This window comes from Nostoc sp. UHCC 0870, assembly GCF_022063185.1.
Lineage (GTDB): Bacteria > Cyanobacteriota > Cyanobacteriia > Cyanobacteriales > Nostocaceae > Trichormus.
In genome coordinates this window covers 3,207,878-3,231,965 of the sequence record NZ_CP091913.1, presented here as the reverse complement: position 1 = coordinate 3,231,965, position 24,088 = coordinate 3,207,878, and the positions used below count along the sequence as shown (strand labels likewise).

General features: G+C 42.0%; 21 protein-coding genes and 1 pseudogene. 17 read left to right on the top strand and 5 right to left on the bottom strand.

The genetic code is table 11. From position 1 onward, the window contains the following. Nucleotides 1-10 precede the first annotated feature (10 nt). The 4 genes from L6494_RS13655 to L6494_RS13640 all read left to right on the top strand — a co-directional run bounded on the left by L6494_RS13655 (nt 11) and on the right by L6494_RS13640 (nt 2,946). Nucleotides 11-793: an EndoU domain-containing protein gene (locus L6494_RS13655; protein ID WP_237988268.1), complete on the top strand. Its 783-nt coding sequence runs from the start codon at nt 11-13 to the stop codon at nt 791-793. Nucleotides 794-1,266: 473 nt separating this feature from the next. Beyond that, a complete protein-coding gene (locus L6494_RS13650; RefSeq protein ID WP_237988267.1) occupies nt 1,267-2,043 on the top strand; it encodes an SAM-dependent methyltransferase in 777 nt (258 codons plus the stop codon). A 30-nt stretch (nt 2,044-2,073) separates the two neighbouring features. Continuing rightward, nucleotides 2,074-2,418, top strand: a complete 345-nt coding sequence (locus L6494_RS13645) for a cupin domain-containing protein (RefSeq protein ID WP_237988266.1) — start codon at nt 2,074-2,076, stop codon at nt 2,416-2,418. Between the two features lie 24 nt (nt 2,419-2,442). Next, complete coding sequence (locus L6494_RS13640; protein ID WP_237988265.1) at nt 2,443-2,946, top strand: hypothetical protein; 504 nt, start codon at nt 2,443-2,445, stop codon at nt 2,944-2,946. Between the two features lie 237 nt (nt 2,947-3,183). Here the strand turns inward: L6494_RS13640 and L6494_RS13635 are convergent. Further along, nucleotides 3,184-3,537, bottom strand: a pseudogene (locus L6494_RS13635) (cyclic nucleotide-binding domain-containing protein); the annotation flags it as partial. A gap of 92 nt (nt 3,538-3,629) precedes the next feature. Here L6494_RS13635 and ubiE point away from each other — a divergent pair. The 3 genes from ubiE (at nt 3,630) to L6494_RS13620 (ending at nt 6,634) form a co-directional block, all read left to right on the top strand. Next, on the top strand, nt 3,630-4,319 hold the full coding sequence (ubiE, locus tag L6494_RS13630; protein ID WP_237988264.1) for a bifunctional demethylmenaquinone methyltransferase/2-methoxy-6-polyprenyl-1,4-benzoquinol methylase UbiE: 690 nt from the start codon (nt 3,630-3,632) through the stop codon (nt 4,317-4,319). A 127-nt stretch (nt 4,320-4,446) separates the two neighbouring features. After that, on the top strand, nt 4,447-5,682 hold the full coding sequence (locus L6494_RS13625; protein ID WP_237988263.1) for a DUF445 domain-containing protein: 1,236 nt from the start codon (nt 4,447-4,449) through the stop codon (nt 5,680-5,682). 331 nt (nt 5,683-6,013) lie between these two features. Continuing rightward, the gene (locus L6494_RS13620) at nt 6,014-6,634 is read left to right on the top strand and encodes a Uma2 family endonuclease (protein WP_237988262.1); all 621 of its coding nucleotides are present in this window, start codon (nt 6,014-6,016) and stop codon (nt 6,632-6,634) included. A gap of 84 nt (nt 6,635-6,718) precedes the next feature. Here the strand turns inward: L6494_RS13620 and L6494_RS13615 are convergent, their stop codons facing one another. The 3 genes from L6494_RS13615 to L6494_RS13605 all read right to left on the bottom strand — a co-directional run bounded on the left by L6494_RS13615 (nt 6,719) and on the right by L6494_RS13605 (nt 9,160). Continuing rightward, nucleotides 6,719-7,069: a DUF1257 domain-containing protein gene (locus L6494_RS13615; protein ID WP_190696683.1), complete on the bottom strand. Its 351-nt coding sequence runs from the start codon at nt 7,067-7,069 to the stop codon at nt 6,719-6,721. Between the two features lie 141 nt (nt 7,070-7,210). After that, nucleotides 7,211-8,722, bottom strand: a complete 1,512-nt coding sequence (ycf46, locus tag L6494_RS13610; RefSeq protein ID WP_237988261.1) for a stress-responsive protein Ycf46 — start codon at nt 8,720-8,722, stop codon at nt 7,211-7,213. 90 nt (nt 8,723-8,812) lie between these two features. Next, entirely contained in the window at nt 8,813-9,160 is a 348-nt protein-coding gene (locus tag L6494_RS13605; protein WP_237988260.1) for a hypothetical protein, read from the bottom strand. 193 nt (nt 9,161-9,353) lie between these two features. Between L6494_RS13605 and L6494_RS13600 the strand changes: the two genes are divergently transcribed. From L6494_RS13600 to L6494_RS13585, 4 genes are all read left to right on the top strand, one after another. Next, nucleotides 9,354-9,929, top strand: a complete 576-nt coding sequence (locus L6494_RS13600; RefSeq protein WP_237988259.1) for a hypothetical protein — start codon at nt 9,354-9,356, stop codon at nt 9,927-9,929. 434 nt (nt 9,930-10,363) lie between these two features. Further along, a complete protein-coding gene (locus tag L6494_RS13595) occupies nt 10,364-11,518 on the top strand; it encodes an NAD-dependent epimerase/dehydratase family protein (RefSeq protein ID WP_237988258.1) in 1,155 nt (384 codons plus the stop codon). Nucleotides 11,519-11,654: 136 nt separating this feature from the next. Beyond that, on the top strand, nt 11,655-12,833 hold the full coding sequence (locus L6494_RS13590; RefSeq protein ID WP_237988257.1) for a glycosyltransferase family 4 protein: 1,179 nt from the start codon (nt 11,655-11,657) through the stop codon (nt 12,831-12,833). Between the two features lie 169 nt (nt 12,834-13,002). Continuing rightward, on the top strand, nt 13,003-15,579 hold the full coding sequence (locus L6494_RS13585) for a GAF domain-containing protein (RefSeq protein WP_237988256.1): 2,577 nt from the start codon (nt 13,003-13,005) through the stop codon (nt 15,577-15,579). Between the two features lie 139 nt (nt 15,580-15,718). Here the strand turns inward: L6494_RS13585 and L6494_RS13580 are convergent, their stop codons facing one another. Further along, on the bottom strand, nt 15,719-15,994 hold the full coding sequence (locus L6494_RS13580; RefSeq protein WP_237988255.1) for a DUF7219 family protein: 276 nt from the start codon (nt 15,992-15,994) through the stop codon (nt 15,719-15,721). 684 nt (nt 15,995-16,678) lie between these two features. Between L6494_RS13580 and purC the strand changes: the two genes are divergently transcribed. The 6 genes from purC to lpxB all read left to right on the top strand — a co-directional run bounded on the left by purC (nt 16,679) and on the right by lpxB (nt 23,940). Further along, complete coding sequence (gene purC / locus L6494_RS13575; protein WP_237988254.1) at nt 16,679-17,416, top strand: phosphoribosylaminoimidazolesuccinocarboxamide synthase; 738 nt, start codon at nt 16,679-16,681, stop codon at nt 17,414-17,416. 191 nt (nt 17,417-17,607) lie between these two features. Beyond that, nucleotides 17,608-20,097: a BamA/TamA family outer membrane protein gene (locus L6494_RS13570; RefSeq protein ID WP_237988253.1), complete on the top strand. Its 2,490-nt coding sequence runs from the start codon at nt 17,608-17,610 to the stop codon at nt 20,095-20,097. Nucleotides 20,098-20,224: 127 nt separating this feature from the next. Next, a complete protein-coding gene (gene lpxC / locus L6494_RS13565; protein WP_237988252.1) occupies nt 20,225-21,079 on the top strand; it encodes a UDP-3-O-acyl-N-acetylglucosamine deacetylase in 855 nt (284 codons plus the stop codon). Nucleotides 21,080-21,132: 53 nt separating this feature from the next. Then, on the top strand, nt 21,133-21,627 hold the full coding sequence (fabZ, locus tag L6494_RS13560; RefSeq protein ID WP_237995727.1) for a 3-hydroxyacyl-ACP dehydratase FabZ: 495 nt from the start codon (nt 21,133-21,135) through the stop codon (nt 21,625-21,627). 237 nt (nt 21,628-21,864) lie between these two features. Beyond that, the gene (lpxA, locus tag L6494_RS13555; RefSeq protein WP_237995999.1) at nt 21,865-22,683 is read left to right on the top strand and encodes an acyl-ACP--UDP-N-acetylglucosamine O-acyltransferase; all 819 of its coding nucleotides are present in this window, start codon (nt 21,865-21,867) and stop codon (nt 22,681-22,683) included. Nucleotides 22,684-22,776: 93 nt separating this feature from the next. Beyond that, nucleotides 22,777-23,940: a lipid-A-disaccharide synthase gene (lpxB, locus tag L6494_RS13550; RefSeq protein WP_237995725.1), complete on the top strand. Its 1,164-nt coding sequence runs from the start codon at nt 22,777-22,779 to the stop codon at nt 23,938-23,940. Nucleotides 23,941-24,088 lie beyond the last annotated feature (148 nt).

Genomic DNA, 24,088 nt, shown 5'->3' with positions numbered 1-24,088 from the left:
AATTCTGAGGATGTTTACTGTTTTATTGCTGACTAGCCCACTTTATTGGCAAAATCCAGTTGCAGCGCAGCCAGAACAAGAACTATTACCATTTTTTGATGACGTAGATAACCCAGTTCCTGTAAATTTTCCCAGAGGACAACAGGTAGATATTACACCGCCAGCACCAAAGTTAAATGCTTTTGACAAAGCTGTACTTAATACCTGTGGTGCTATTGGCACAAGAGTGAGCCAGAATAAATTTCAACAGTTATTATCTTCTTACCCAGAGGTATTACAAAAACTGCAAACAGTTAGCGGCGGTGAAATATTCCCAGGACGCAAAAGTAAAACACAATTTCTCGAAGACTTAACTAATATTTGGTTTAAGCGTCGAGGCTTTGAACACATCTTTTGTGGGGAAATATATAACGCCAATGACATTGGTGGCTTGCATTTTTACGGCAGATATTTGCAAATTCAAAATCAAGGAATTGGCGGTAGATTACCCAATAATCGCCAGAGAGAAGAAGTTGTTCCTGGGGTAATTTATACAATGGGTGTAGTTATTAATCAAGGTAATCAGACAATAAAAGATGTCATCAAAGGTTACAGCTACCTCAGCAACGCCGAAGAAATGCTTGTCGATGCAACCCTAGCATTTAAAAAACAAAAAAATACAGAAGGGGCTTGTATTTACAACGTGCGTGACGAGGACACAGGCAAAACTTTTCCTACTGTTTTTGTCAGAAAAAATCAGGCGATTGTTACTTTCTACCCTGATGCCACTCCGCAAGGGTCAAAATGTAAGTAATCAGAAATCTTGCACCAGTTTTTTCTTGTCGGTTTTGTCAGGTGGGCAATCCTGAAAATTAGCTGAAGCACTTATTTTCCTCTCGTTAGCATTGCCCACCCTAAAATTACTTCCCTCTTCAGAGGTTGTTTGAAAAGTTTCATGAGGTATAAAAATGTCATTCTGACTGGAGTCCTGAGCGAAGCGTTCGCGCCAGCGTTCCCGAAGGGTAGGAACTGTAAGGAAGAATCTAGGCTTTGTGGCACATACACCAGATGTTTCATTCCGCTACGCTGCATACTCCTGCGGAGAAGCAAGCTACAACATGACAAAGAAACAGACTTTTCAAACATCCTCTCACTGTCACCTGTCACCTGTCACCTATCACCTAGATTTCTTAAAAGCAATTTAATCTTCCTTCTTTGAGCTACCTCAAAGACGAGATAATAAATTCCTGGCATATTAGGGATAGATAAGTTTCAGGGGTCAAATAAATGACCAATACTACCCTTAATTTGCAAACAGCTAGCGGACACCAAGTTCTAGCAGCCGCAGGTAAAAAATATCTACGTCCCGGTGGCAGAATAGCTACAGAAACATTATTGCAGTGGGCTAATTTTCAACCAGGCGCAACAGTTTTAGAATTAGCTTCTAGCTTTGGTTATAGTGCAATTTATCTGGTTCAACATTACAATGTTAAAGTATTAGGAATAGAAAAAAATCCTGAGAGTGTAGCTAAAGCCTGCGCTAATATCCGGGCTGCTGGTTTAGAAAATCAAATCAAAATTATTCAAGGCGATATTTTTCATCTAGATGACACCTTGGGGCAATTTGACTATGTTTTAGCAGAAGCTATTCTTACCATGCAATCCCCTGTAGGAAAGACCAAGCTATTAACAGAAATTCATAAAAGATTAAAACCGGGGGGTAAATTTCTCTCCCATGAATTATTAGCTCGTGCTAAAGAAGCAGAAATACACACGGATTTAGCCAGAGTTATTAAAGTTAATTCTACACCACTTTCAGAAAATAACTGGATTGATGCTTTTGCTACTTCTGGATTAAAAATAGCGAAACATCAAACAGGTTCGATGAATTTATTGAACTTAAAGCAGATTCTTCAAGATGAAGGCTTTTTCAATACATTACAGATTTTTTGGAATGTTTTGACGCAAACATCTATCCGTAAAAGAGTTTTAGAAATGCACCGAATATTTCATCAATATCATGATGAATTAGGCTACATAATTTTGTGTGCTGTTGCTAATTAAAATTTCTCATCATTACCCTTTCCCAAAATTATGACTTCTCAAATTATCACTCATCAATCTTTTGTCACTCAACTACAACAACAGATTGAATATCCCAGTGCGGGAATTCTCAGCAAAGTTATCTTTCAAGATAAAGCTTGTCAATATACTTTATTTTGTCTAGCTGCTAATGCTGAAATCTCTGAACATACATCAACTCGCAATGCAACGATAAATGTACTTGATGGCAGAGGTTTACTCACATTATCAGGAGAAAAAATTGCTTTAGAACTTGGTGTTTTCGTTTTGATATCTGCTAATGCACCTCATGCTTTAAAAGCTGAAGACAATCTCGCCTTTCTACTTACTCTTTCTGAGAAAGCAGCAGATAGCTAATAATTATTTTCGGAGTTTTGTAAAATGCAATCACTACTGACGACTTTTGTCCAACATTTAGACCTTTCCTCAACTCAGTTAGACGCAATTATCGCTAAACCATTAACTGAAGTGCTTGTATCTCCTGAATTACAACGAGAACTAGAAAGTTTAGACATCGATTTACTTAAACAAACCTTACCTACAGCAGGCGCAGTTTTAGCGCAGGAACTACCACCTTTTTACACCTGGCTCAAAAATGAGTTGGGAGTCAAACGTGTTCCTGATAGTCCAAATCACACGACTACATGGGTGATTGGTTTTGTAAATCGCCAGGAAAGTTTGATGAACTTAGTTGATTTACATCGTCCAGTACCTCGTCTGGCTTTAGAAGCTGCTATCCCTCGCTTAGTCGGGTTGTTTGATGGTGTAGAAGATGTGCAGGTAAAAAAACAATGGCAAAAAGCGATCGCAGCTCTATGCTTAGTTTTAGTTGTCGCTGCTCGTGAACAAGATAGATATGCTCCTATCTTGCAGCATTCTCAATAATTCTACAGTGGGCAATGGCGAAAACGTAAATTTTCCGCATTGCCCACCGGACTTTAATTTCGATAAAATTCGGGTATTTGGAAGTCCCGAAATTCATGAATTTACGTATAAATATCTAGGATACATAAACAATTTATATGAATTTACTATTATTGCATTCTGATGGTACTTGCAATCTTCATCGTACTATTCGGCATACTTAAATTTAAATAAAATACATGAGGTCTAGGTAATATGTTGAATCGCCTTTAATAAAGCATCTCTTTCAACAGTGAGTATTTCACAATCAGACTCAGCCATAACAGTGGCTGGAGAAGTACCATTTCCTAACAAAGCTGGTGCAGCAAAAATTTCTCCATCTGCTAAATTCCGTAGAATGGTTTCTTTACCTGTGGTCGCAGTTTTGGTGATTTGAATTGTACCACTGACCACAGCATACAATTTTGCAGGTAGGCGATCGCCCTCATGGAGAATAATCTCACCTTTGCTGTAGCTCTGCACTAGGGTATGGCGTTGTAAACTTACCTGATCTGCCAGTGGTAAACCAGCAAGCACATTAATTTGGGCAACTTGTTCTAGGGAGGCTTGCATGAGAAAATGGGGATATGGGAAGTATTGACGCGATTAATCGCCAGGCTTAGGCACAAGCTATAAGATAACTAATGACCATTGACTAATGACTAATGAGTAACGAAATCCGTGCCATTTTTGACCGTATTGCCCCAGTGTACGACCAGTTCAACGATTGGTTAAGCCTGGGACAACACCGCATATGGAAAGAAATGGCTATCAAATGGAGTGCGGCTAAACCTGGAGATACTTGCCTCGACTTATGTTGTGGGAGTGGTGATTTAGCCTTAAGTTTGGCTAGACGTGCAGGAACAACAGGAAAAATTTACGGAGTAGACTTTTCCTGCAACCTGCTAACAATGGCAAAAGAACGCTCTCAAACACATTACCCCCAATTTGCCCTCTCTTGGGTAGAAGCAGATGTACTGAATTTACCCTTTGATGACAATCACTTTGATGCCGCAACAATGGGCTATGGTTTAAGAAATGTAACAGATATTCGCCGTAGTCTGCAAGAATTACACCGTGTCCTCAAACCTAGTGCGCGGGCAGCCATTTTAGACTTTCATCGCCCTACAAATCACCAATTCCGCACCTTTCAGCAATGGTATTTAGATCATATAGTTGTGCCGATGGCCGAGCATATGGGTATGAAAGAAGAATATGCCTACATCAGCCCCAGCTTAGATCGCTTTCCCCAAGGGAGAGAGCAAGTAGAGTTAGCCTACCAAGTTGGTTTTACCTCAGCCACACACTACCCCATCGCGAACGGTATGATGGGAATATTGGTAATTATTAAATAGGTAATTGGGCATTGGGTATCAACAGTTATCAGTGAACAGTTACCAGTAAATTGATAACTGTTCACTGATGACTGATAACTGATTTAAAATTCCCAGTCCCCATTCCTCATTATTCACCCAAAAAACTGTGGATTGGTCTCATCTTTTACTTTATGTATCTCCCCCTGTATTGGGTGCAATTATTGGCTATTTCACGAATGACATAGCCATCAAAATGTTATTTCGTCCCTACAGAGCAATTTATATTGCCGGACGGAGAGTACCATTCACCCCTGGATTGATTCCTGCGAATCAAGAACGGTTGGCAAAAAATATTTCTGATACAATCATGGGGTCACTGCTGACACCAGATGAGTTACAAAAACTGGCCCGTAGGTTATTAGAAACAGAACGGGTAGAGTCAGCAATTCTTTGGTTATTGCGACTGGCTATAGATCAAATTAAAGCCGATAAAAACCAGAAAACTACAAAAATTGTGGCGGGGATTCTGCGTGATTTGTTGGGAGAATCTTTACCGCGTCTCTTGAAGGTGCTAGCAAGACAGGAAGACTTTTTAGAAGCACAAATAAATCAAATTTTTGACCAGATATTACTAGAGTTACAACTGAGTGAAGAACAAGCTACTCGATTGGCTGATTGGTTCTTGGAAGTAGTTTTGCCGCCAGATATGTTAAGGCAGGCAATTATAGATTTTTTAACTGATCGCACGATTCAAATTATTGACGAAAGCTTTCGCGAAAAAACCAGTGGTACTTATTGGGTAGTGGCGAATCTGTTTGGTTTGCGGAATACTCTTACACGGCTACGGACTTTTTGCTTAGATGAAAAAGAAGCCACCAATGCTAGGTTACAGGAATTAATACAAGATTTGCAGATGCGCGATCGCCTCAGAAAAACTCTGCAAAATCTATCATTGCAAAATTTACCAATTGGGACAGTCCGCCAACTGCGAAAAACCACACGAGAAACCGTCCGCCAATACATTCAAACAAGTGGTGGTGAATTACTGCAAGGGTTAACTGAGTCTGTAAATTGGGAAAATATTGCTAAATTACTGTTAAATCGTCTAAGTAACTCACCTGTAGTTATAAATTCGTTAGAAGTTGTCAGTCAAGAATTAGCACTAATTTTAGAGCGATATTTAGAAAAAGATTTAGAAAAAATTGTAGCCCAAACCATCCCTATTTTATCAATAGATCAAGTAATTGTTGACCGCGTAAAATCAACATCACCTGCTGATTTAGAAAATGCTATTGAAGGAATTGTCAAAAATGAGTTGCAGGCAATTGTTACTTTAGGAGGAATCTTAGGTTTTGTTGTAGGGTCATTGCAGACAGTATTTTTATTATTTAATCAACGGTAATTATTATAACCAACTCAAATGCTATAAGGGTTTGGCTGTGGAAAATTTTTGAAAATAAAATTATTTATGAAGCCAACAAAGAAAGTTTAATATCACAAGGAATCTTAGCTCAACTGTAGAAGTTCACCGATTAAACGAACTCATGCAGTTTTATGGACGTGGTTTGGTAGCTCAACCTAGAGCCTGGAAAGTAGCTGTTGAAAGTGGTTCTAGAGCCTGCTATTAACTAAATATCATGGCTCGATTTTATATTTCTGCTGACATAAAACGCTCTGTTCGCAATCCCCTAGATTAGAGATAATATGTTCAAAGCAGTAATTCTCCAACAGCTATGACTCAAGCCATACCCAAGCCAGTAACATTTGAGGAATTTGTCAATTGGCTACCCGAAAATACTGCGGTACGCTACGAATTACATAATGGAAGCATTGTTGAGATGGCACAACCAATAGGGGAACATGAGGAAGTCAAGGGTTTTATCGCCAGAAAAGTCACGGTTGAATTTGACCGATTAAACCTCCCCTATATTATCCCCAACCAAGTTATAGTTAGACCTCTGGAAAAAGATTCTGGTTATTTTCCTGATGTGTTGGTGCTAAATCAGGCAAATCTCGTCAATGAAACATTATGGAAAAAAGAATCTATCGTTAGCTTAGGTGCATCAATACCTTTGATAATTGAAGTTGTCTCAACTAACTGGCGGGACGATTACTACTTAAAATATGCTGATTATGAAGAGATGGGTATCCCTGAATACTGGATTGTAGACTATGCTGCGTTGGGTGGACGCAATTTTATCGGCAACCCCAAACAAACAACCATCTCTGTCTGTAACTTAGTGGATGGAGAATACCAAATCAGTAAGTTTCACGACAGCGATCGCATTATCTCCCAAACCTTTCCTGAATTAAATCTCACCCCAACCCAAATTTTTCAAGCTGGTTTGGTGTAAAGGATGCTTCTACCCATAAAAAAAGCGGGTTAACCGCTATAACGTGGTTAACCCGATCAGCTTTGGGAACGCGCAGAGAAATTGTTATTGCAATACTAATTTCACGTTGGCGTTTTGCAAACCGCGCTGTTTTACTTCAGCCAAGGTTTTGTTAACAGCGTATTTTTGGTTAATGGAGTTGATCAACTCGGTTTGGTTGTGCTTCTTAGCAACACCCCACAGGTCAGCGATTAGGTCAAAAGAACCATCACTGTTGCGAGACCAGCCCAAGTCATATTCGCCTTCCAATACTGCAACGATGTCGGAACGAAGACGCTGACCGTTATAACCGCGTACATCAGCTTCTGTTTTTACGCTGATACCCAGGTCGCGCAAGGAAGCTTTTAAAATTTCGGCATCGGTGATTTTGGTGCGAAGAGTGCTAAAATGAGACATTTGGGTTTCCTCCAATGAGAAGAGTGAGAAGTTAGGACAACGGTTTGTTTTTAGAGAGCCGCGATTATTGGGGTGCGGCTTTTTTCGTAACTGCTAGCGGGTTTGGCTAGCCTTTCCCCCTGGGTTAGCAAGGGAAAGCTTTTAAAACTCCATTCGCTGATATTCAGCAACGGAGGCTGCGGCTGGTCTGGCTCGCTGTCTAGCCCAATCTCTGAGGGCTGTGACTTGTTCTTGCATCGTGCGAGACAGTGGCAAAGTTGCTTTGAGCGCAGCAATAATATCTAGTTGGGTGAACTCGCGGTCTTGGGCAAAAGCTTCGTACATTGCCGCAATTAACGCTTGTTCAATTTCTGCCCCAGAAAAACCATCGGACATCTTGGCTAGTTGTTCCAAGTCGAAGCGAGTGATGTCTTCACGGCGTTTGTTGAGGTGGATCTTGTAGATATCACACCGTTCTTCAGGTGTAGGCAAATCTACAAAGAAAATTTCATCGAAACGACCTTTCCTCAAAAATTCTCCAGGTAAGCGTTCTACTCGGTTGGCTGTAGCCATCACAAACACTGGGGATTTTTTCTCTTGCATCCATGTGAGGAAAGACCCAAATATTCTGCTAGATGTACCACCGTCAGAATCACCAGAACCAGAACTTCCAGCAAAGGATTTATCTAACTCGTCGATAAACAGAATCGCCGGGGAGATGGATTCTGCTGTTTTGAGGGCGTTTCGCAGGTTAGCCTCACTTCGTCCCACCATCGAGCCGTCGTAAACTCGACCCATATCCAAACGCAACAGTGGTAAACCCCACAAGCGGGACGTTGTTTTAGCAATTAATGACTTACCACAACCAGGAACACCGAGAATTAACATCCCTTTTGGTTGGGGTAAACCATACTCTCTGGCTCTTTCTGTAAAGGCGTTAGAGCGTTGTTTGAGCCATTTTTTTAATTCTTCTAAGCCACCGACTGCATCAATGGTTGCATCTTCTTCAATGTATTCTAAAATACCATTGCGCCGGATTAGTTGCTTTTTCTCAGATAGAACTATATCTACTTCTTCTTCTGTCAGCCGCCCTGTGGTGACTTGCGCTTTACGATAGACTTTCTCAGATTCATCTTTAGTTAAGCCTAAAGCCGCCCTGAGGAGTTTTTCGCGTGCTTCTGTAGTCAAGCGTCTGCCGCGATGCTGTTCGAGATGTTGAGTTAATACTTTGTTTAACTCTGACATATCGGGTAGTTGGAAGTCTAAAACTACAACTTCTTTTTCCAATTCAATGGGTACTTGTTGCATGGGTGACATCAAAATGATGTTCTTTTGCATACCCTTGAAGCTGGCGATCGCATCACGTAATGACCTTGTGGTCGCAGGAGCATCAATAAATGGATGTAAATCTTTAAGAATAAATATACCAGGTTCTTTCTGCCGGATGATCCAGTCGATCGCCGCCTCTGGGGAAACGGTGTTGTGTTGGCTTACGTTCCGGGGTTGACCATACTCCACGATGCCATGAGTTACTGTCCAAACATACACTCGGCGTTGGGGTCTTAACATTTGGGCAATTGTGGAAATTGCTAGCTCTGCCCGTTCTTCCTCGGAGGTCACAAGGTAGATTAGTGGGTATTGAGCTTGAATGAGAATATTGAGCTCTTCTTTCATAAATCGACCTTCTGGAGACCCTAGTACAGTAAAGACATCGTTTTGCTGATGACAACAACCGAAATTATGAATTACTTATCTAATTCCTACCTAGCAAGGAACTAATTCTTCCTCTCCCTTGGGATGGGTTTCTGCTTCTACCATTTCATCAAGAGAAAGATGTTCTTGGCCAATTAAGCCTGGCTGACTGCCTAAACCAACTAATTCCCCATCTTTTAATGCTAATGAACTTTCACAATTAGGACAGGAATAAACTTTATGTGTTCTGCCGTAAGCTGAAGCTTCAACTTCATCAACGATATCTGAGTTAGTTAGGTAGAAAAAAATGGCCCGTTCAGCTAGTTCTGACATTCGCTCAGATTCGATTGCTGACCGAATCTTCAGCTTTTTATGCAGTTCTGCCGATAAATATAACGTAACCTTTTGCTTAGTTTGCATATCACTTTTTAGTGGTCTTACCCGGGTATGTATATCACGTTATCGGCTGTTCTCTTAGTTGTCAAGACAGTAAAACGTTTTGACGGCATTTTTGTTACTCTTCTTTACAATTGAGCTTTGTTTGTTACAAAGATTGTGGCTAACTTAAGTTATATAAGCGACTAAACTATTAATAAAATCCAAGTAGAGACAAATGACTAAATTTATCTCGAAAATGCTTTATATACAATGGCTTACAGCATTTCAAAAAGGTAGGATTACAACTATCTTGCCAGCAAAAGCTCTGAGATTAAGACAACTTTTTTATACTAAAACTTCCTGGTTTAGTGTAGCGATCGCTTTGTTATTGATCCTGTACGGCTGTTTTACCCCCAGCTTAGATGTCACAGATATGACATGGCAAATTTACAAAAATCCCCGATATGGTTTTGAGTTTCCCTATCCCAGCAACTGGAAGACTTTAGCAACACCAACAAACGCCGATGGAATTGTTTTTGTCTCACCCAAAAACAACACCGTAGAAATTCGAGCCTGGGCGAGTAATCAAATACTAGAATCTATAACACCAGAAAAACCTAACTTTCAAACTACTCAAGGTTTAACGGGAATCTTAGCGGTAGAAGTAGGTAATTCTGTAAGTTCAATGACGCTGACACTAACGCAAAATCAAGTGAAATACAACTGGCAAGGACGCACCCCCAGTCAAGAATTTCAAAATTACTATCCCTTGTTTTACTATATAGCCCAGCAATATCGGGTTTCTCGGTAAAGAGGGATTAAGGTAGCCAACCTGTAAAATGAATTCGGCTGAGGTCAAATTCATATTTTTCTAGCATCACCTCTTTATAAGTAACAAGTTCTTCAACATGAAAAATATCTACATTAATGCGGGGAAGAACTAACTTTGCTCCTGGTTTGGGAATAAAGAACTTAGTATCAACGCCGTCATGAAGTACATTAATTTTATGAGATTTATCGATGATATTAATAGATTTAAACTATGAATATTTTTATATCAATTGGGCATGATTAATGAGACGAGCAGGGGTTGGAAAATAATCCTGATAATGCGATCGCCACCAGAAAATATTGTTTTCTCGTTGAAATAAGGAGTCCTTTCTCATCCCACATCTTCCAGAATGATGAGTGAGAGGGTACACAAACCTGATAGATTAAGCTATCAGCGAGTAAAAACTGGTGAAAATGAAAGTCCTAGTTATTGGTGGCGATGGGTATTGTGGTTGGGCAACCGCACTTTACCTTTCCAATCGCGGTTATGAAGTTGGAATATTAGATAGTTTGGTGAGACGGCACTGGGATAACGAACTGGGTTTGGACACCCTCACGCCGATCGCACCGATTCAGCAACGCCTCCAACGCTGGCAAGATTTAACTGGTAAATCCATTGACTTGTTCGTTGGCGACATTACTAACTACGAATTTCTTCAGAAAACGTTGCACAAATTTGAACCAAATGCGATCGTGCATTTTGGTGAACAGCGTTCCGCACCGTTTTCGATGATTGACCGAGAACACGCCGTTCTCACTCAGGTCAATAATGTGGTTGGTACGTTAAACCTGCTATATGCAATGAAAGAAGACTTTCCCGACTGTCACTTAGTAAAGTTAGGGACAATGGGTGAATATGGCACACCCAACATTGACATTGAGGAAGGTTACATCACCATTGAACACAATGGGCGTAAGGATACCCTACCTTATCCTAAACAGCCTGGGTCAATGTATCACCTGAGCAAAGTTCATGATAGCCACAATATTCACTTTGCTTGCCGGATTTGGGGTTTACGGGCTACAGACTTAAACCAAGGCGTGGTTTATGGTGTCCTCACCGAAGAAACGGGGATGGACGAACTGTTGATCAACCGACTAGATTACGATGGTGTGTTTGGTACAGCATTGAACCGATTCTGTATTCAAGCGGCGATTGGTCATCCCCTCACCGTTTACGGTAAAGGTGGGCAAACTCGCGGCTTCTTGGATATTCGGGATACGGTGCGATGTATGGAAATTGCGATCGCTAATCCTGCCCAAGCTGGAGAATTTCGCGTATTTAACCAATTTACCGAACTATTCAGCATCGGTGACTTGGCATTAATGGTGAAAAAAGCCGGCAACGCTTTGGGATTAAATGTAGAAATCAGCAACTTAGATAATCCTAGAGTCGAGAAAGAAGAACATTACTTCAACGCTATCAACACTAAATTACTCGATTTAGGGCTACAACCTCACTATCTCTCGGATTCGCTACTTGATTCTCTGCTAAACTTTGCTGTCAAATATCAAAAACGCGTTGATAACAAGCAGATTTTACCCAAAGTCTCTTGGCATAGGAATTAAAAAAGCCTAGAGCAAAAGGCTTTTTCGTTTTCTAGGGGTATCAGGGTGTAAGGGTGTATGGGTGTAAAGGTTTTCATCACCTATACCCCTATACCCCCACACCCCTACACCCCTTTTTTCACATAGATAGTTTTGTATGAGAATTGCCTTATTCACCGAAACCTTTCTACCCAAGGTTGACGGTATTGTGACACGCCTGCGCCATACTGTTGACTATTTACAACGTCATGGAAATCAAGTTTTAGTAATTGCCCCTGATGGTGGCATTACTGAATATAAAGGAGCAAAAGTGTACGGTGTGAGTGGCTTTCCCTTACCTCTGTATCCAGAGTTGAAAATGTCACTCCCCCGCCCAGCTATCGGTTATACCCTAGAACAGTTCAAACCAGATATCATTCATGTTGTCAATCCCGCAGTTTTAGGACTATCCGGGATTTTTTATAGTAAAGTCCTGAAAATACCCTTAGTAGCATCTTATCATACACATTTACCCCAATATCTTCAGCATTATGGTTTAGGGATGCTAGAGGGGGTACTTTGGGAACTGCTGAAAGGGGCGCATAATCAAGCCGCCTTGAATCTTTGTACTTCTACCGCCATGATGGCAGAACTCTCAGGACATGGCATCGAAAGGGTAGATTTGTGGCAAAGGGGAGTAGATACAGAACTATTTCACCCAGATTTAGCTAGTTTAGAAATGCGCGATCGCTTAACGCAAAATCACCCAGAAAGCCCCTTATTATTGTACGTAGGTCGCCTTTCTGCCGAAAAAGAAATTGAGCGCATCAAACCCATATTAGAAGCAATTCCCCAAGCGCGATTGGCACTCGTAGGAGATGGGCCCCATCGCCAAACCCTAGAAAAACATTTTGCAGGTACAAATACTTATTTTGTTGGCTATCTCATGGGACGCGAGTTAGGGTCAGCCTTTGCTAGTGCTGATGCTTTTATCTTTCCTTCCCGTACAGAGACATTAGGCTTAGTCCTACTAGAAGCAATGGCGGCTGGTTGTCCAGTAGTAGCAGCTCGTTCTGGAGGTATTCCTGATATTGTCACAGATGGGATCAATGGGTATTTGTTTAACCCCCAAGCTGATATTCAAGATGCTATTGACGCAACTGTTAGGCTTTTAGAAAATAAACAAGAACGTGACATCATCCGTCAAAATGCGCGTCGAGAAGCAGAAAAGTGGGGCTGGGCATCTGCGACGCATCAGCTACAAGATTATTATCAAAAAATACTGTATGGGAAGGTGACAGGGGACAGGTTACAGGTGACAGGGACTGGGGACTGGGGACTGGGGACTGGGAAATAGGTAGAGAGATTTTCACTCAGCGCACTGCTCACGCCCCGTTTCCGCTATAGCGTTTCCTAATCAAATGAAGGTATATCATAGCCCCCTCCTCGCCTGCGGGGAGGGGGTTGGGGGTGGGGTTCTTAATTTTGAATTTTTAATTTTGAATTTTGAATTGGAGCGAAGCGACTTGACTCTTCCGAACCCTGGTAGCGTCTTGGCTACATTAACAGAACTGACTCAAGGGAATCGCACCCACGCTTTATTGCGGCGGGTCAAAGACCTTTCTGTTAATGAATTTGTTTGCTTATTAGACTTTATTACTGCCGAATTTCAGCAATTTCTGAGAGCTATTGAACTGATTAATAATGAAGCTCTAGAAAATATGTTGGAGAAAGTCTTAGAAGCAATCACACTCAAAATTGGTCAAATTCTCCAAGCAGAACATACAGCTATTTTTTTAGTTGACTATGATAAAGGTCAATTGTGGTCAAAAGTTCCTCAAGATAATGGACAGAAGTTTTTAGAAATTCGTACTCCCATTACTTTCGGTATTCCTGGTCATGTTGCTAGTACAGGTCAATATTTAAATATTGATGAAACGTCTACTCATCCTCTATTTAATCCAGACCTAGAAAAACAAATGGGCTATGAAATTCGCAATATTTTATGTATGCCCGTTGTTAGTAGCAAAAACCAGATAGTTGCAGTAGTACAACTAGCAAATAAAGCTGGTGATACACCTTTTAATCAGGAAGATGAAGAACATTTTCGAGATTTTGCAGCTTCGATTGGCATTATCTTAGAAACTTGTCAGTCTTTTTATGTAGCAGCTCGCAATCAACGGGGCGCAACGGCACTTTTACGGGCGACTCAAACCCTAGGGCAAAGTTTAGATTTAGAAGCTACTTTGCAAATAGTTATGGAACAAGCCCGAATTTTAATGCAAGCAGACCGCAGTACGCTGTTTTTGTATCGCAAAGAAATGGGGGAACTGTGGACAAAGGTAGCCGCCGCCGCAGATACTATAAATTCAATGGAAATTCGTATTCCTGCTAACCGTGGTATTGCTGGTTATGTAGCATCAACAGGACAAGCACTCAATATTCCTGATGCTTATAAAGACCCTCGGTTTGACCCTTCAACAGATAAAAAAACTGGTTATGTAACGCGGAATATTCTATGTTTACCTGTATTCAATTCAGCTAATGAATTAATTGGGGTAACGCAGTTAATTAATAAACAACAAGGTAGTTTTACTTCCTCTGATGAAGAGTTTATGCGGGCTTTTAATATTCAGGCGGGAGTTGCTTTAGAAAATGCTCGCTTATTTGAAAATGTCCTGCTAGAAAAACAGTACCAAAAAGATATTTTACAAAGTTTATCAGATGCTGTGATTTCTACAGATATGGCTGGTCGGATTGTCACTATTAACGATGCAGCCTTAGCATTATTGGGTTGTCCTTTGAGGGAAGCCAACAATAAAAGCAATAAAATGCTGTGGGAACACAATTTAATTGGTCGTCTCGTTTGGGAGATTGTACCAGTTGAAAATTTACAAATGCGTTTAGAAGATAGTTTAAAAACTGGTGCTAAACATTATGTACCGGAACAAAGTTTAACAGTGGGGATTTATCAGTTACAAAGTGCTGAGGGGATTCTAACGAGTGAAACACAGTATTCTATTTTGACAATACGCGATCGCACCAATCCTAACATTTTTCTGACTTGGAATTTACCCCTCACCCCCCAATCCAAGTTTTTAACGGCTGAACAGGTAAAAATCCTCGACCGCAGTATTAATCTGACGGTGAATCCCCTAACTAACCCAGAAGGCGGCGTTAGAGGTGGTTTGGTAGTTTTGGAAGATATCAGCCGAGAAAAACGCTTGAAAACTACCATGTACCGCTATCTGACACCCCACGTAGCAGAACAAGTATTGGCTGTTGGGGAAGATGCTTTAATGGTGGGTGAACGGAAGGAAGTAACTATATTATTTTCAGATATTCGCGGTTACACCTCACTCACAGAAAACCTCGGTGCGGCGGAGGTGGTTTCACTGCTAAATCAGTATTTTGAAACAATGGTGGAAGCCGTTTTTAACTACGAAGGTACTCTCGACAAATTTATTGGCGATGCGTTAATGGCCGTATTTGGCGCACCCTTACCACTCACAGAAAACCATGCTTGGCGAGCGGTACAATCAGCTTTAGATATGCGCCGACGCTTGGAGGAATTTAACCAACGCCGCATTATCCAGGCGCAGCCAGAAATTCATATTGGTATCGGTATTAGTTCCGGGGACGTGGTTTCAGGAAATATAGGTTCTCAAAAACGGATGGATTATACAGTGATTGGGGATAGTGTAAATTTAAGTTCACGCTTGGAAACAGTCACTAAAGAATATGGTTGTGACATTCTTTTGAGCGAGTTTACTTATCAATTATGCAGCGATCGCATTTGGGTACGCCAATTAGATAAAATCAGAGTTAAAGGGAAACACCAAGCCGTCAATATCTACGAGTTAATTAGCGATCGCACTACTACTTTAGATGCTACCACCCAGGAGTTTTTGTTTCACTACCATGCTGGCCGTGCAGCTTATTTATCTCGTAATTTTACAGGAGCGATCGCTTGTTTTACAGCTGCCAAAAAAATTCGCCCCACAGACCAAGGAGTGAATCTCCACCTAGAACGCGCCTATAATTACCAACACACACCACCTCCAGAAAACTGGGATGGAGTCTGGACAATGACAGTCAAATAAACAGGAATTGACATTCCCCTCTCTTCCCCTGTCCCCTGTCCCCTGTCCCCTGTCCCCTGTCCCCTGTCCCCTGTCCCCTGTCCCCTGTCCCCTGTCCCCTGTCCCCTGTCCCCTGTCCCCTGTCCCCTGTCCCCTGTACTTACCCTTCAGCGTTCTCATCTCCATTTTGAAATGGATTATCACCAATTTGCAGCTGTTTTCTTGTACGCTTTAAGTTTTTCCACAAAGCTTTAATTTGTTCATATGCTTCTTCTGGTTGCAATTTTCCACCAGTTTCTAAGTTACAGACATAACTTATCTTTTGGGCAAATTCCTGGAGATTGGCATTAAAAACTAAGTTTTCTGGCTTCACTTGACCGTAATAACGACTACGAGGATAGAGAAAGTTCTCTTTCGTCACTATTTTTTGCTCCATTTATTCAACTCCCTAATTGTTTTTATTTTTGAATATGAATCGCTAATAGCCTGTTTACCTATAATTTTGGGAATTTTCGGTACTGCTACTATCAATTATTTAGTATTGATATATTTTTCTTCTTGTGAAAAATATTATGCTGATTTGAAAATGCTTTTGGGGCTGTTGAGATATTGACACCAGTTTTACTGGCAAATATGCAAAAAAGACTGATTGCATTGGAGATGCTGCTGTGCAAGGAAGACTAACAAACGCGCTCATCGCTGAATTGATGATTTTGGGTTGTAGACGCTCCTTACATATCAACGTACTTGCTTGATCTTATTTGATCATTTATAAAAATGTGATGAAATACTTCCTTCTTGATACAAAACTATAAGTATTAATATATACTGCCAGTCTTTACTCTAAAAATATTTCCAGTACATTTGTGAAAAAATTAACTTAACCCAATAAATATCATAGATAAAAAGCAATCATCTTCTATTGTCGGTGAGATATTCACTCGTTAATACTCTCTACTGAGTGACTTACTTTATCTTGTAGATGGATAAGTTTTAATACTCAAAACCAATTCGGAATATACAGATTGCGGACTAATAGCTAATCTTCAAGAACTAAAGATAAAATGGGTAAGCCCGAAAGGACAAAAGCTGTCTAACGTCTAAAACCTTACTTCCTGCCATGTCTGTTCATTCCAAGCTATACGAAGGCAAAGCAAAAATTCTCTATACAACTGATGATCCTGAAGTCCTGCTAGCTGACTTTAAGGACGATGCTACAGCATTTAATGCCCAAAAGCGAGGTAGCATCCTTGGCAAAGGGAAAATAAACTGTAGCATTTCCACTCAGCTTTTTCAACAGTTGGAAGCATCTGGTATTAAAACACACTTTATTGATAGTCCTGCCCCCCATCAAATGCGGGTAAAGGCAGTGAAAATAATACCTTTGGAAGTTGTTATCCGTAATATTGCGGCTGGTAGTTTGTGTCAACAAACAGGGTTAGAACTGGGTACATCATTAAAACAGCCCCTAGTAGAGTTTTATTATAAAAATGATCAATTAGGAGATCCGCTATTGACACGCGATCGCCTTTTGCTGTTGGAACTAGCGACACCGGAACAAGTCGATGCAATTACTCATCTAGCATTGGAAATTAATCATTTTCTCCAGGAATTCTGGACACGTTGCGGCATTACCCTAGTTGACTTCAAACTAGAATTTGGTGTTGACTCACAAGGAAATCTACTTTTAGCAGATGAAATTAGTCCCGACACCTGCCGTTTGTGGAACATAACAGAAGCAGACCCTAATCGCCGCGTTATGGACAAAGACCGTTTCCGCAAAGACTTAGGGAATGTAGAAGATGCGTATCAGGAGGTTTTACAAAGAGTTTTACAAACTGTGGCAACTCAAAATTAAATATGAATAGTCCTGATTTAAAAGTGCTTTCATAGTTACGAGTTACAAGTTAAGAGTTACGAGTTCCGAGTTCCGAGTGAGTATTCCACTCATAACTCAGCACCGGCTAAACGCCGCGCTATCGCTAACAGCACTCAGCACTTAAAATCTCCTTGTAATGGTGTGTGGATGTGAAGAGGAATCTAAATAAAATGCGTTTATCTCCAGTATTGGTGGCAGCTGTAGCAATTACAGCACCCTTAAGTGGCTCTTTGAGTGCAAATGCACAAACTCCTAACAACGTAGAGCAGACGGCAGAAGTTTTTCCCACTGAGACTAATCAGCAGCCAGAACAGGGTGAAATTTCACTAGAACAGCAGCCCAACTTCCAGGAAGTTAAGGCACTGACAGAAATTCCCGCCCCTGAAATTTCTGCCTCTGCGGCTTTATCATCTGTTAATAAATCAACAAAGTCCGCAATAACAGCAACAAAAGAGGTCATTGTACCTACTTTAGAAGTAGCAACAGAAGTATCCACAACCGCAAACCCTACTTTATTTCCCACTATTCAGCTTTCATCTGTTGACAAAACCCCACCAGATGATGTTGTTACCATAGATTCAAAGCTGAAGAAATCAACAAAGAAATCCCCTGTTGTGATTTCTGCATCTCCATCAACAGCAGTAACCACCACGAAAGAAGTAGCGAGCCAGAGGGGAACTGCAAAGCAACTGGTACAAGCACCAGAAACTACTCCTACCGCGCCCAGCATTGAGCCAGCAACACCAGCACCAGAGCCTAGTAATACTCCCCCCGCTCAAGAGAATTTAAACACCCCCAACAACACGCCAGAAACGACTGAACCCCGTGTGTTGGTATCAGAGGTACTAGTCAAAGCTCAAACAGGGCAACTCACCCCAGAATTAGAAGCCCAAGTTTATAACGTTATTCGTACCCAACCAGGACGAACAACAACCCGCGCCCAACTGCAAGAAGATATTAACGCTATCTTTGGCACTGGTTTATTTTCCAACGTCCAAGCAGCACCAGAAGACACACCCCTAGGTGTTAGAGTCAGCTTTGTTGTCCAACCCAACCCTGTCTTAACCAAGGTAGAAATACAAGCGAATCCCGGTACTCAAATTCCCTCCGTCCTTCCGCCTGCTACTACCGATGAAATCTTCCGTGACCAGTATGGCAAAATCCTCAACTTGCGGGACTTACAAGAAGGCATCAAGCAATTAACCAAACGGTATCAAGACCAAGGTTACGTCCTAGCCAATGTCATTGGTGCGCCACAAGTATCAGAAAGTGGAGTTGTCACCCTCCAAGTAGCAGAAGGGGTAGTACAGAACATTAAAGTCCGCTTCCGTAACAAAGAAGGTCAAGAAACCGACGAGAAAGGACAACCAATTCGGGGTCGCACACGGGAATATGTGATTACGCGGGAACTGGAGCTAAAGCCAGGACAAGTATTTAACCGCAATATTGTCCAGAAAGACTTACAACGGGTATTTGGGACAGGACTATTTGAAGATGTTAACGTCTCCCTTGACCCTGGTACTGATCCCAGCCAAGTAGATGTAGTCGTGAACGTCGTTGAGCGCAGTAGCGGTTCTATTGCAGCTGGGGCTGGTATTAGTTCTGCCAGTGGACTTTTCGGTACAGTTAGCTATCAGCAGCAGAACCTGGGTGGTAGAAACCAGAAACTAGGGGCAGAAGTTCAGGTAGGTCAACGGGAGTTGCTGTTTGATCTCCGCTTCACAGACCCTTGGATTGCCGGCGATCCTTATCGGACTTCCTATACAACCAATATTTTCCGCCGTCGTTCCATTTCGTTGATTTTTGATGGTGCAGACAGCGATATTAGAACATTTAATCCCAATAATAACGAAGACCAAGACCGCCCCCGTGTTACCCGTTTAGGTGGTGGTGTTACCTTTACTCGTCCCCTATCCGCTAACCCTTACGAAAGGTCAGAATGGACTGCTTCAGCTGGGTTACAGTATCAACGAGTTTCTACCCGCGATGCTGACGGGAACTTAAGAAAATTTGGGGCAGTATTTGATGATGCTGGAAACAAAACCAGTGAAGATGTTCCCCTCAGCTTTTCTGGCACAGGTGAAGATGATTTATTGTTACTGCAATTAGGAGCGCAGCGCGATCGCCGTAACAATGCTTTACAACCAACAGGCGGTTCTTTCCTGCGTGTTGGGGTAGACCAATCAGTACCTGTTGGCTCAGGTAATATCTTCCTTACCAGACTCCGGGGTAGCTACAGCCAATATTTACCAGTAAAATTTACTGGCTTTACAAAAGGCCCAGAAACCCTAGCGTTTAACATCCAAGGTGGTACAGTCTTTGGTGATTTACCTCCCTATGAAGCCTTTACCCTTGGTGGTAGTAACTCCGTTCGGGGTTATGAAGAAGGTACATTAAGCAGTGGACGCAGCTATGTACAAGCAACAGTAGAATATCGCTTTCCTGTCTTCTCAGTTGTCAGTGGTGCATTATTCTTTGATGTAGGTAGCGACTTAGGCACTACCACCAGACCAGCTGAGGTATTGAATAAAAATGGTACTGGCTACGGCTATGGTCTGGGTGTGCGCGTACAATCACCCCTAGGGCCAATTCGGATTGACTACGGTATCAACGATGACGGTGATAGCCGGATTAATTTTGGCATTGGCGAAAGATTTTAGTGTTGACAGTTGACAGTTAACTGTTAACTGTTAACATCCTAAAATTACGAATTACGAATTACTTGTCAGGGTGTTTATCAAAATTCCACATGAATAATAAGTATAAAAATATATTGAGTTTTTGCCTATGCTAGAACACACTCTAGCGGCGGCAATTACCCAAACTGGGATAGGACTACATAGCGGTATCAGTACCAAAGTGCGGGTACTACCGGCAGACGTGGGAAGCGGACGGTATTTTGTGCGGGTGGATTTGCCGGATTTGCCAATTATCCCAGCCCAAGTAGCAGCCGTTAATCACACTGTCCTCTCGACTCAGTTGGGTAAAGGTGAAGCATCCATTCGCACAGTAGAACATTTATTAGCGGCTTTGGCGGGGATGGGTGTAGATAATGCCCGCATTGAAATTAATGGGTCAGAAGTACCACTTTTGGATGGTTCGGCTCAAATTTGGGCAAAAAGTATAGCTGAAGTTGGTTTGACATCACAAACAGTTCCAGTTACTCAGCAAAAAGACCCTTTAACCATTCAAGAACCCATCTGGATTTACCAAGACGATGCTTTTGTTGCTGCTATCCCCGCAGCAGAAACCCGCTTTAGTTACGGTATTGATTTTGATTTACCTGCAATTGGTAATCAATGGCACAGTTGGTCTGTGGCTACTGACGTAGAAAAATCTACATTTAGCTTTAGTGAAGAAATTGCGCCGGCGCGGACTTTTGGATTAGCGCATCAAATTGAACATTTACAAAAATCTGGGTTAATCAAAGGTGGTAGCTTGGATAATGCGCTAGTTTGTGGGACTGATGGCTGGGTAAATCCACCATTAAGATTTGCAAATGAGCCAGTCCGTCATAAAATCTTGGATTTAGTAGGGGATTTGAGTTTATTGGGATATTTTCCCCGCGCTCACTTTTTAGCGTACAAAGCCAGTCATAATTTACATATTCAGCTGGCACAAAGAATTTTAGCTCTCATCTAAAATTCTGAATCCTCCTAACTAAATACCCAGATTAAAATTCAACTGCACTGCTAATGTCAATCGTGTCTGAAGTAAATAGTCCCGCATCTCATGATGAGACTGCACCTGAGATCAAAACAACTCTTACCTCTGAAGAAATTCAGAAATTGCTACCCCACCGCTACCCATTTTTACTTGTAGATAAAATTATTGACTACGTACCAGGTAAACGAGCCGTAGGTATTAAGAACGTTACTATCAACGAACCACAGTTTCAAGGACACTTCCCAGGTAGACCACTGATGCCAGGTGTGCTAATTGTAGAAGCAATGGCTCAAGTGGGTGGTATTGTTTTGACACAATTACCAGAGGTAGAAGGAGGACTGTTTGTTTTTGCTGGTATAGATAAAGTCCGCTTTCGTCGTCAAGTAGTACCAGGAGATCAACTGGTAATGACGGTGGAACTGTTATGGATCAAACAACGTCGTTTCGGTAAAATGCAGGCACGTGCAGAGGTTGACGGACAACTTGCTGCTGAAGGCGAATTAATGTTTTCTTTGGTTAGCTAAAACCTAGCTGGCGCAGATACAACCCTAAACTGCTTTTCCTGAAGTCTCAAAGCAGGATAGCAATTTCCAAAAATCGCCACAAGAGCCTTGTATCAATTCTTGACTTTCGCTACCCTCACACATAATTTTCCCGACAATTTTTCTACTGATACTCACACACTCAGTCACGCCAGTCGTCTCAACTTTGGCTATCAAAGTCAGACACTGGCTTCTCAAGACAGTTCTGGAGATTTACCCTTGAAAACGCTTATTCATCCAACTGCTGTAATTCATCCAAATTCGGAACTACACCCAACGGTGCAAGTCGGTGCTTATGCTGTGATTGGAGCAAACGTCAAAGTTGGTGCTGATACTATTATTGGCGCACACGCAGTGCTAGAAGGCCCTTGTGAAATTGGGGTGGGAAATCAGATTTTTACCGGTGCAGCTATCGGTATGGAACCCCAGGATCTGAAATTTGTGGGCGAACCCACTTGGGTCAGAATTGGCGATCGCAATTTGATTCGTGAATACGTCACCATTAACCGCGCCACCGGGGCGGGAGAAGCAACGATAATTGGTAATAACAACCTACTGATGGCTTATGTCCACGTAGCTCATAACTGTGTTATTGAAGACTCTGTAGTCATTGCTAACTCCGTCGCCTTAGCTGGTCACGTCCATATAGAATCACGCGCCCGACTCAGTGGTGTTTTAGGTGTACATCAATTTGTACGTATCGGTAGACACGCAATGGTAGGAGGAATGGCACGCATTGACCGCGATGTGCCGCCTTATATGTTAGTAGAGGGCAATCCCGCCAAAATCAGAACCCTCAACCTGATAGGACTCAAACGTTCTGGGTTTGATAGCAACGAGTTACAACTTCTGAAAAAAGCCTTCCGCATTCTTTACCGTTCTAAGTTGAGCTTTAAAGAAGCCTTGGAACAATTAGAATTTTTGGGCGATACCGAAACCCTGCAAAATCTCCGCCGCTTTCTGTTACTGTCACAAATGCCAGGGAGACGGGGTTTGATTCCCGGTAGAGGTAAGATAGGCAGGAGTGATGAGTCTTAGGCAGATGGAGACACGGGAGACAAGAGATAATTCTTTTTGATTCCCAGTCCCCAGTCCCCAGTCCCCAGTTTTTGAATTTTGAATTGGTTTCAAATGCGGATATTTATCAGCACTGGTGAAGTGTCTGGCGATTTGCAAGGATCGCTGTTGATTGCGGCGATGAAGCGTCAAGCTATGGCTGCTGGGTTGGAATTAGAGATTGTGGCCTTGGGTGGCGACAAGATGGCTGAAGCTGGGGCGAAGATTTTGGGGAATACCAGTGGTATTGGTTCAATGGGTATCCTGGAATCTTTGCCTTATGTGCTGCCAACTCTGATGGTACAGCGTCGCGCGATCGCCTACTTAAAACAATATCCCCCAGATTTAGTAGTGCTGATTGACTACATGGGGCCAAATCTTGGCATCGGTACTTATATGCAAAAGCATTTACCAGATGTGCCTGTGGCGTACTACATTGCGCCCCAAGAGTGGGTATGGTCGATGAGTTTGCAGAATACTAACCGCATTGTCAGGTTTACAGATAAGTTATTGGCAATTTTCCCGGAAGAAGCCCGCTATTTTCGCCAAAATGGGGCGAATGTCACTTGGGTAGGACATCCCCTAATTGATAGGATGCAAAACGCTCCTAGCCGTGACGAAGCCCGTGCTAATTTGGGAATTGATTCTGAGCAGATAGCGATCGCACTCCTCCCGGCTTCCCGACGGCAAGAATTAAAATATTTACTACCAGTAATTTTTGAAGCTGCCCAAACCATCCAAACCAAATTACCAGAAGTTCATTTTTGGATTCCTCTGTCACTGGAAGTTTACAGACAGCCAATAGAGGAAGCAGTCCAGCGTTATGGTTTGCGGGCTACAGTCATATCAGGTCAACAAAAGGAAGTTTTTGCGGCGGCAGATTTCGCCATCACCAAATCCGGTACAGTTAACTTAGAACTAGCTTTATTAAATGTGCCGCAGGTGGTAGTTTATCGCCTAAATCCCGTCACAGCCTGGATTGCCAGAAAAATTCTCAGAGGTTCTATCCCCTTTGCGTCGCCACCTAATTTGGTAGTAATGAAACCAATTGTGCCGGAGTTGTTGCAAGAAGAAGCAACCCCAGAGAATATTACGCAAGCATCAATAGAATTATTGCTCAATTCTGAACGGCGACAGCAAACTTTGGCAGACTATCAACAAATGCGCCAGTATTTAGGAGAAGTAGGAGTATGCGATCGCGCGGCTCAAGAAATTCTGCAAATGCTAAGAGAGTGCTGAGTTGTGAGTTGTGAGTTGTGTTAGCGGTAGCGTGGCGTTTAGCCGATGGCGATACGATGAATCGCATCTGTACAAAAGTGATGATTTGCGCTAGAGAATGGCTGTTTGACTTGTGAAGTCTGCTATATTGCCAAAATATTTTTGTAAT

What these genes read in the sequence shown, in the direction of transcription:
- L6494_RS13655 (WP_237988268.1), top strand. Translation starts at nt 11, where the DNA reads ATGTTTACTGTTTTATTGCTGACTAGCCCACTTTATTGGCAAAATCCA.
- L6494_RS13650 (WP_237988267.1), top strand. Translation starts at nt 1,267, where the DNA reads ATGACCAATACTACCCTTAATTTGCAAACAGCTAGCGGACACCAAGTT.
- L6494_RS13645 (WP_237988266.1), top strand. Translation starts at nt 2,074, where the DNA reads ATGACTTCTCAAATTATCACTCATCAATCTTTTGTCACTCAACTACAA.
- L6494_RS13640 (WP_237988265.1), top strand. Translation starts at nt 2,443, where the DNA reads ATGCAATCACTACTGACGACTTTTGTCCAACATTTAGACCTTTCCTCA.
- ubiE (WP_237988264.1), top strand. Translation starts at nt 3,630, where the DNA reads ATGAGTAACGAAATCCGTGCCATTTTTGACCGTATTGCCCCAGTGTAC.
- L6494_RS13620 (WP_237988262.1), top strand. Translation starts at nt 6,014, where the DNA reads ATGACTCAAGCCATACCCAAGCCAGTAACATTTGAGGAATTTGTCAAT.
- L6494_RS13615 (WP_190696683.1), bottom strand. Translation starts at nt 7,069, where the DNA reads ATGTCTCATTTTAGCACTCTTCGCACCAAAATCACCGATGCCGAAATT.
- ycf46 (WP_237988261.1), bottom strand. Translation starts at nt 8,722, where the DNA reads ATGAAAGAAGAGCTCAATATTCTCATTCAAGCTCAATACCCACTAATC.
- L6494_RS13605 (WP_237988260.1), bottom strand. Translation starts at nt 9,160, where the DNA reads ATGCAAACTAAGCAAAAGGTTACGTTATATTTATCGGCAGAACTGCAT.
- L6494_RS13600 (WP_237988259.1), top strand. Translation starts at nt 9,354, where the DNA reads ATGACTAAATTTATCTCGAAAATGCTTTATATACAATGGCTTACAGCA.
- L6494_RS13595 (WP_237988258.1), top strand. Translation starts at nt 10,364, where the DNA reads ATGAAAGTCCTAGTTATTGGTGGCGATGGGTATTGTGGTTGGGCAACC.
- L6494_RS13590 (WP_237988257.1), top strand. Translation starts at nt 11,655, where the DNA reads ATGAGAATTGCCTTATTCACCGAAACCTTTCTACCCAAGGTTGACGGT.
- L6494_RS13580 (WP_237988255.1), bottom strand. Translation starts at nt 15,994, where the DNA reads ATGGAGCAAAAAATAGTGACGAAAGAGAACTTTCTCTATCCTCGTAGT.
- purC (WP_237988254.1), top strand. Translation starts at nt 16,679, where the DNA reads ATGTCTGTTCATTCCAAGCTATACGAAGGCAAAGCAAAAATTCTCTAT.
- L6494_RS13570 (WP_237988253.1), top strand. Translation starts at nt 17,608, where the DNA reads ATGCGTTTATCTCCAGTATTGGTGGCAGCTGTAGCAATTACAGCACCC.
- lpxC (WP_237988252.1), top strand. Translation starts at nt 20,225, where the DNA reads ATGCTAGAACACACTCTAGCGGCGGCAATTACCCAAACTGGGATAGGA.
- fabZ (WP_237995727.1), top strand. Translation starts at nt 21,133, where the DNA reads ATGTCAATCGTGTCTGAAGTAAATAGTCCCGCATCTCATGATGAGACT.
- lpxB (WP_237995725.1), top strand. Translation starts at nt 22,777, where the DNA reads ATGCGGATATTTATCAGCACTGGTGAAGTGTCTGGCGATTTGCAAGGA.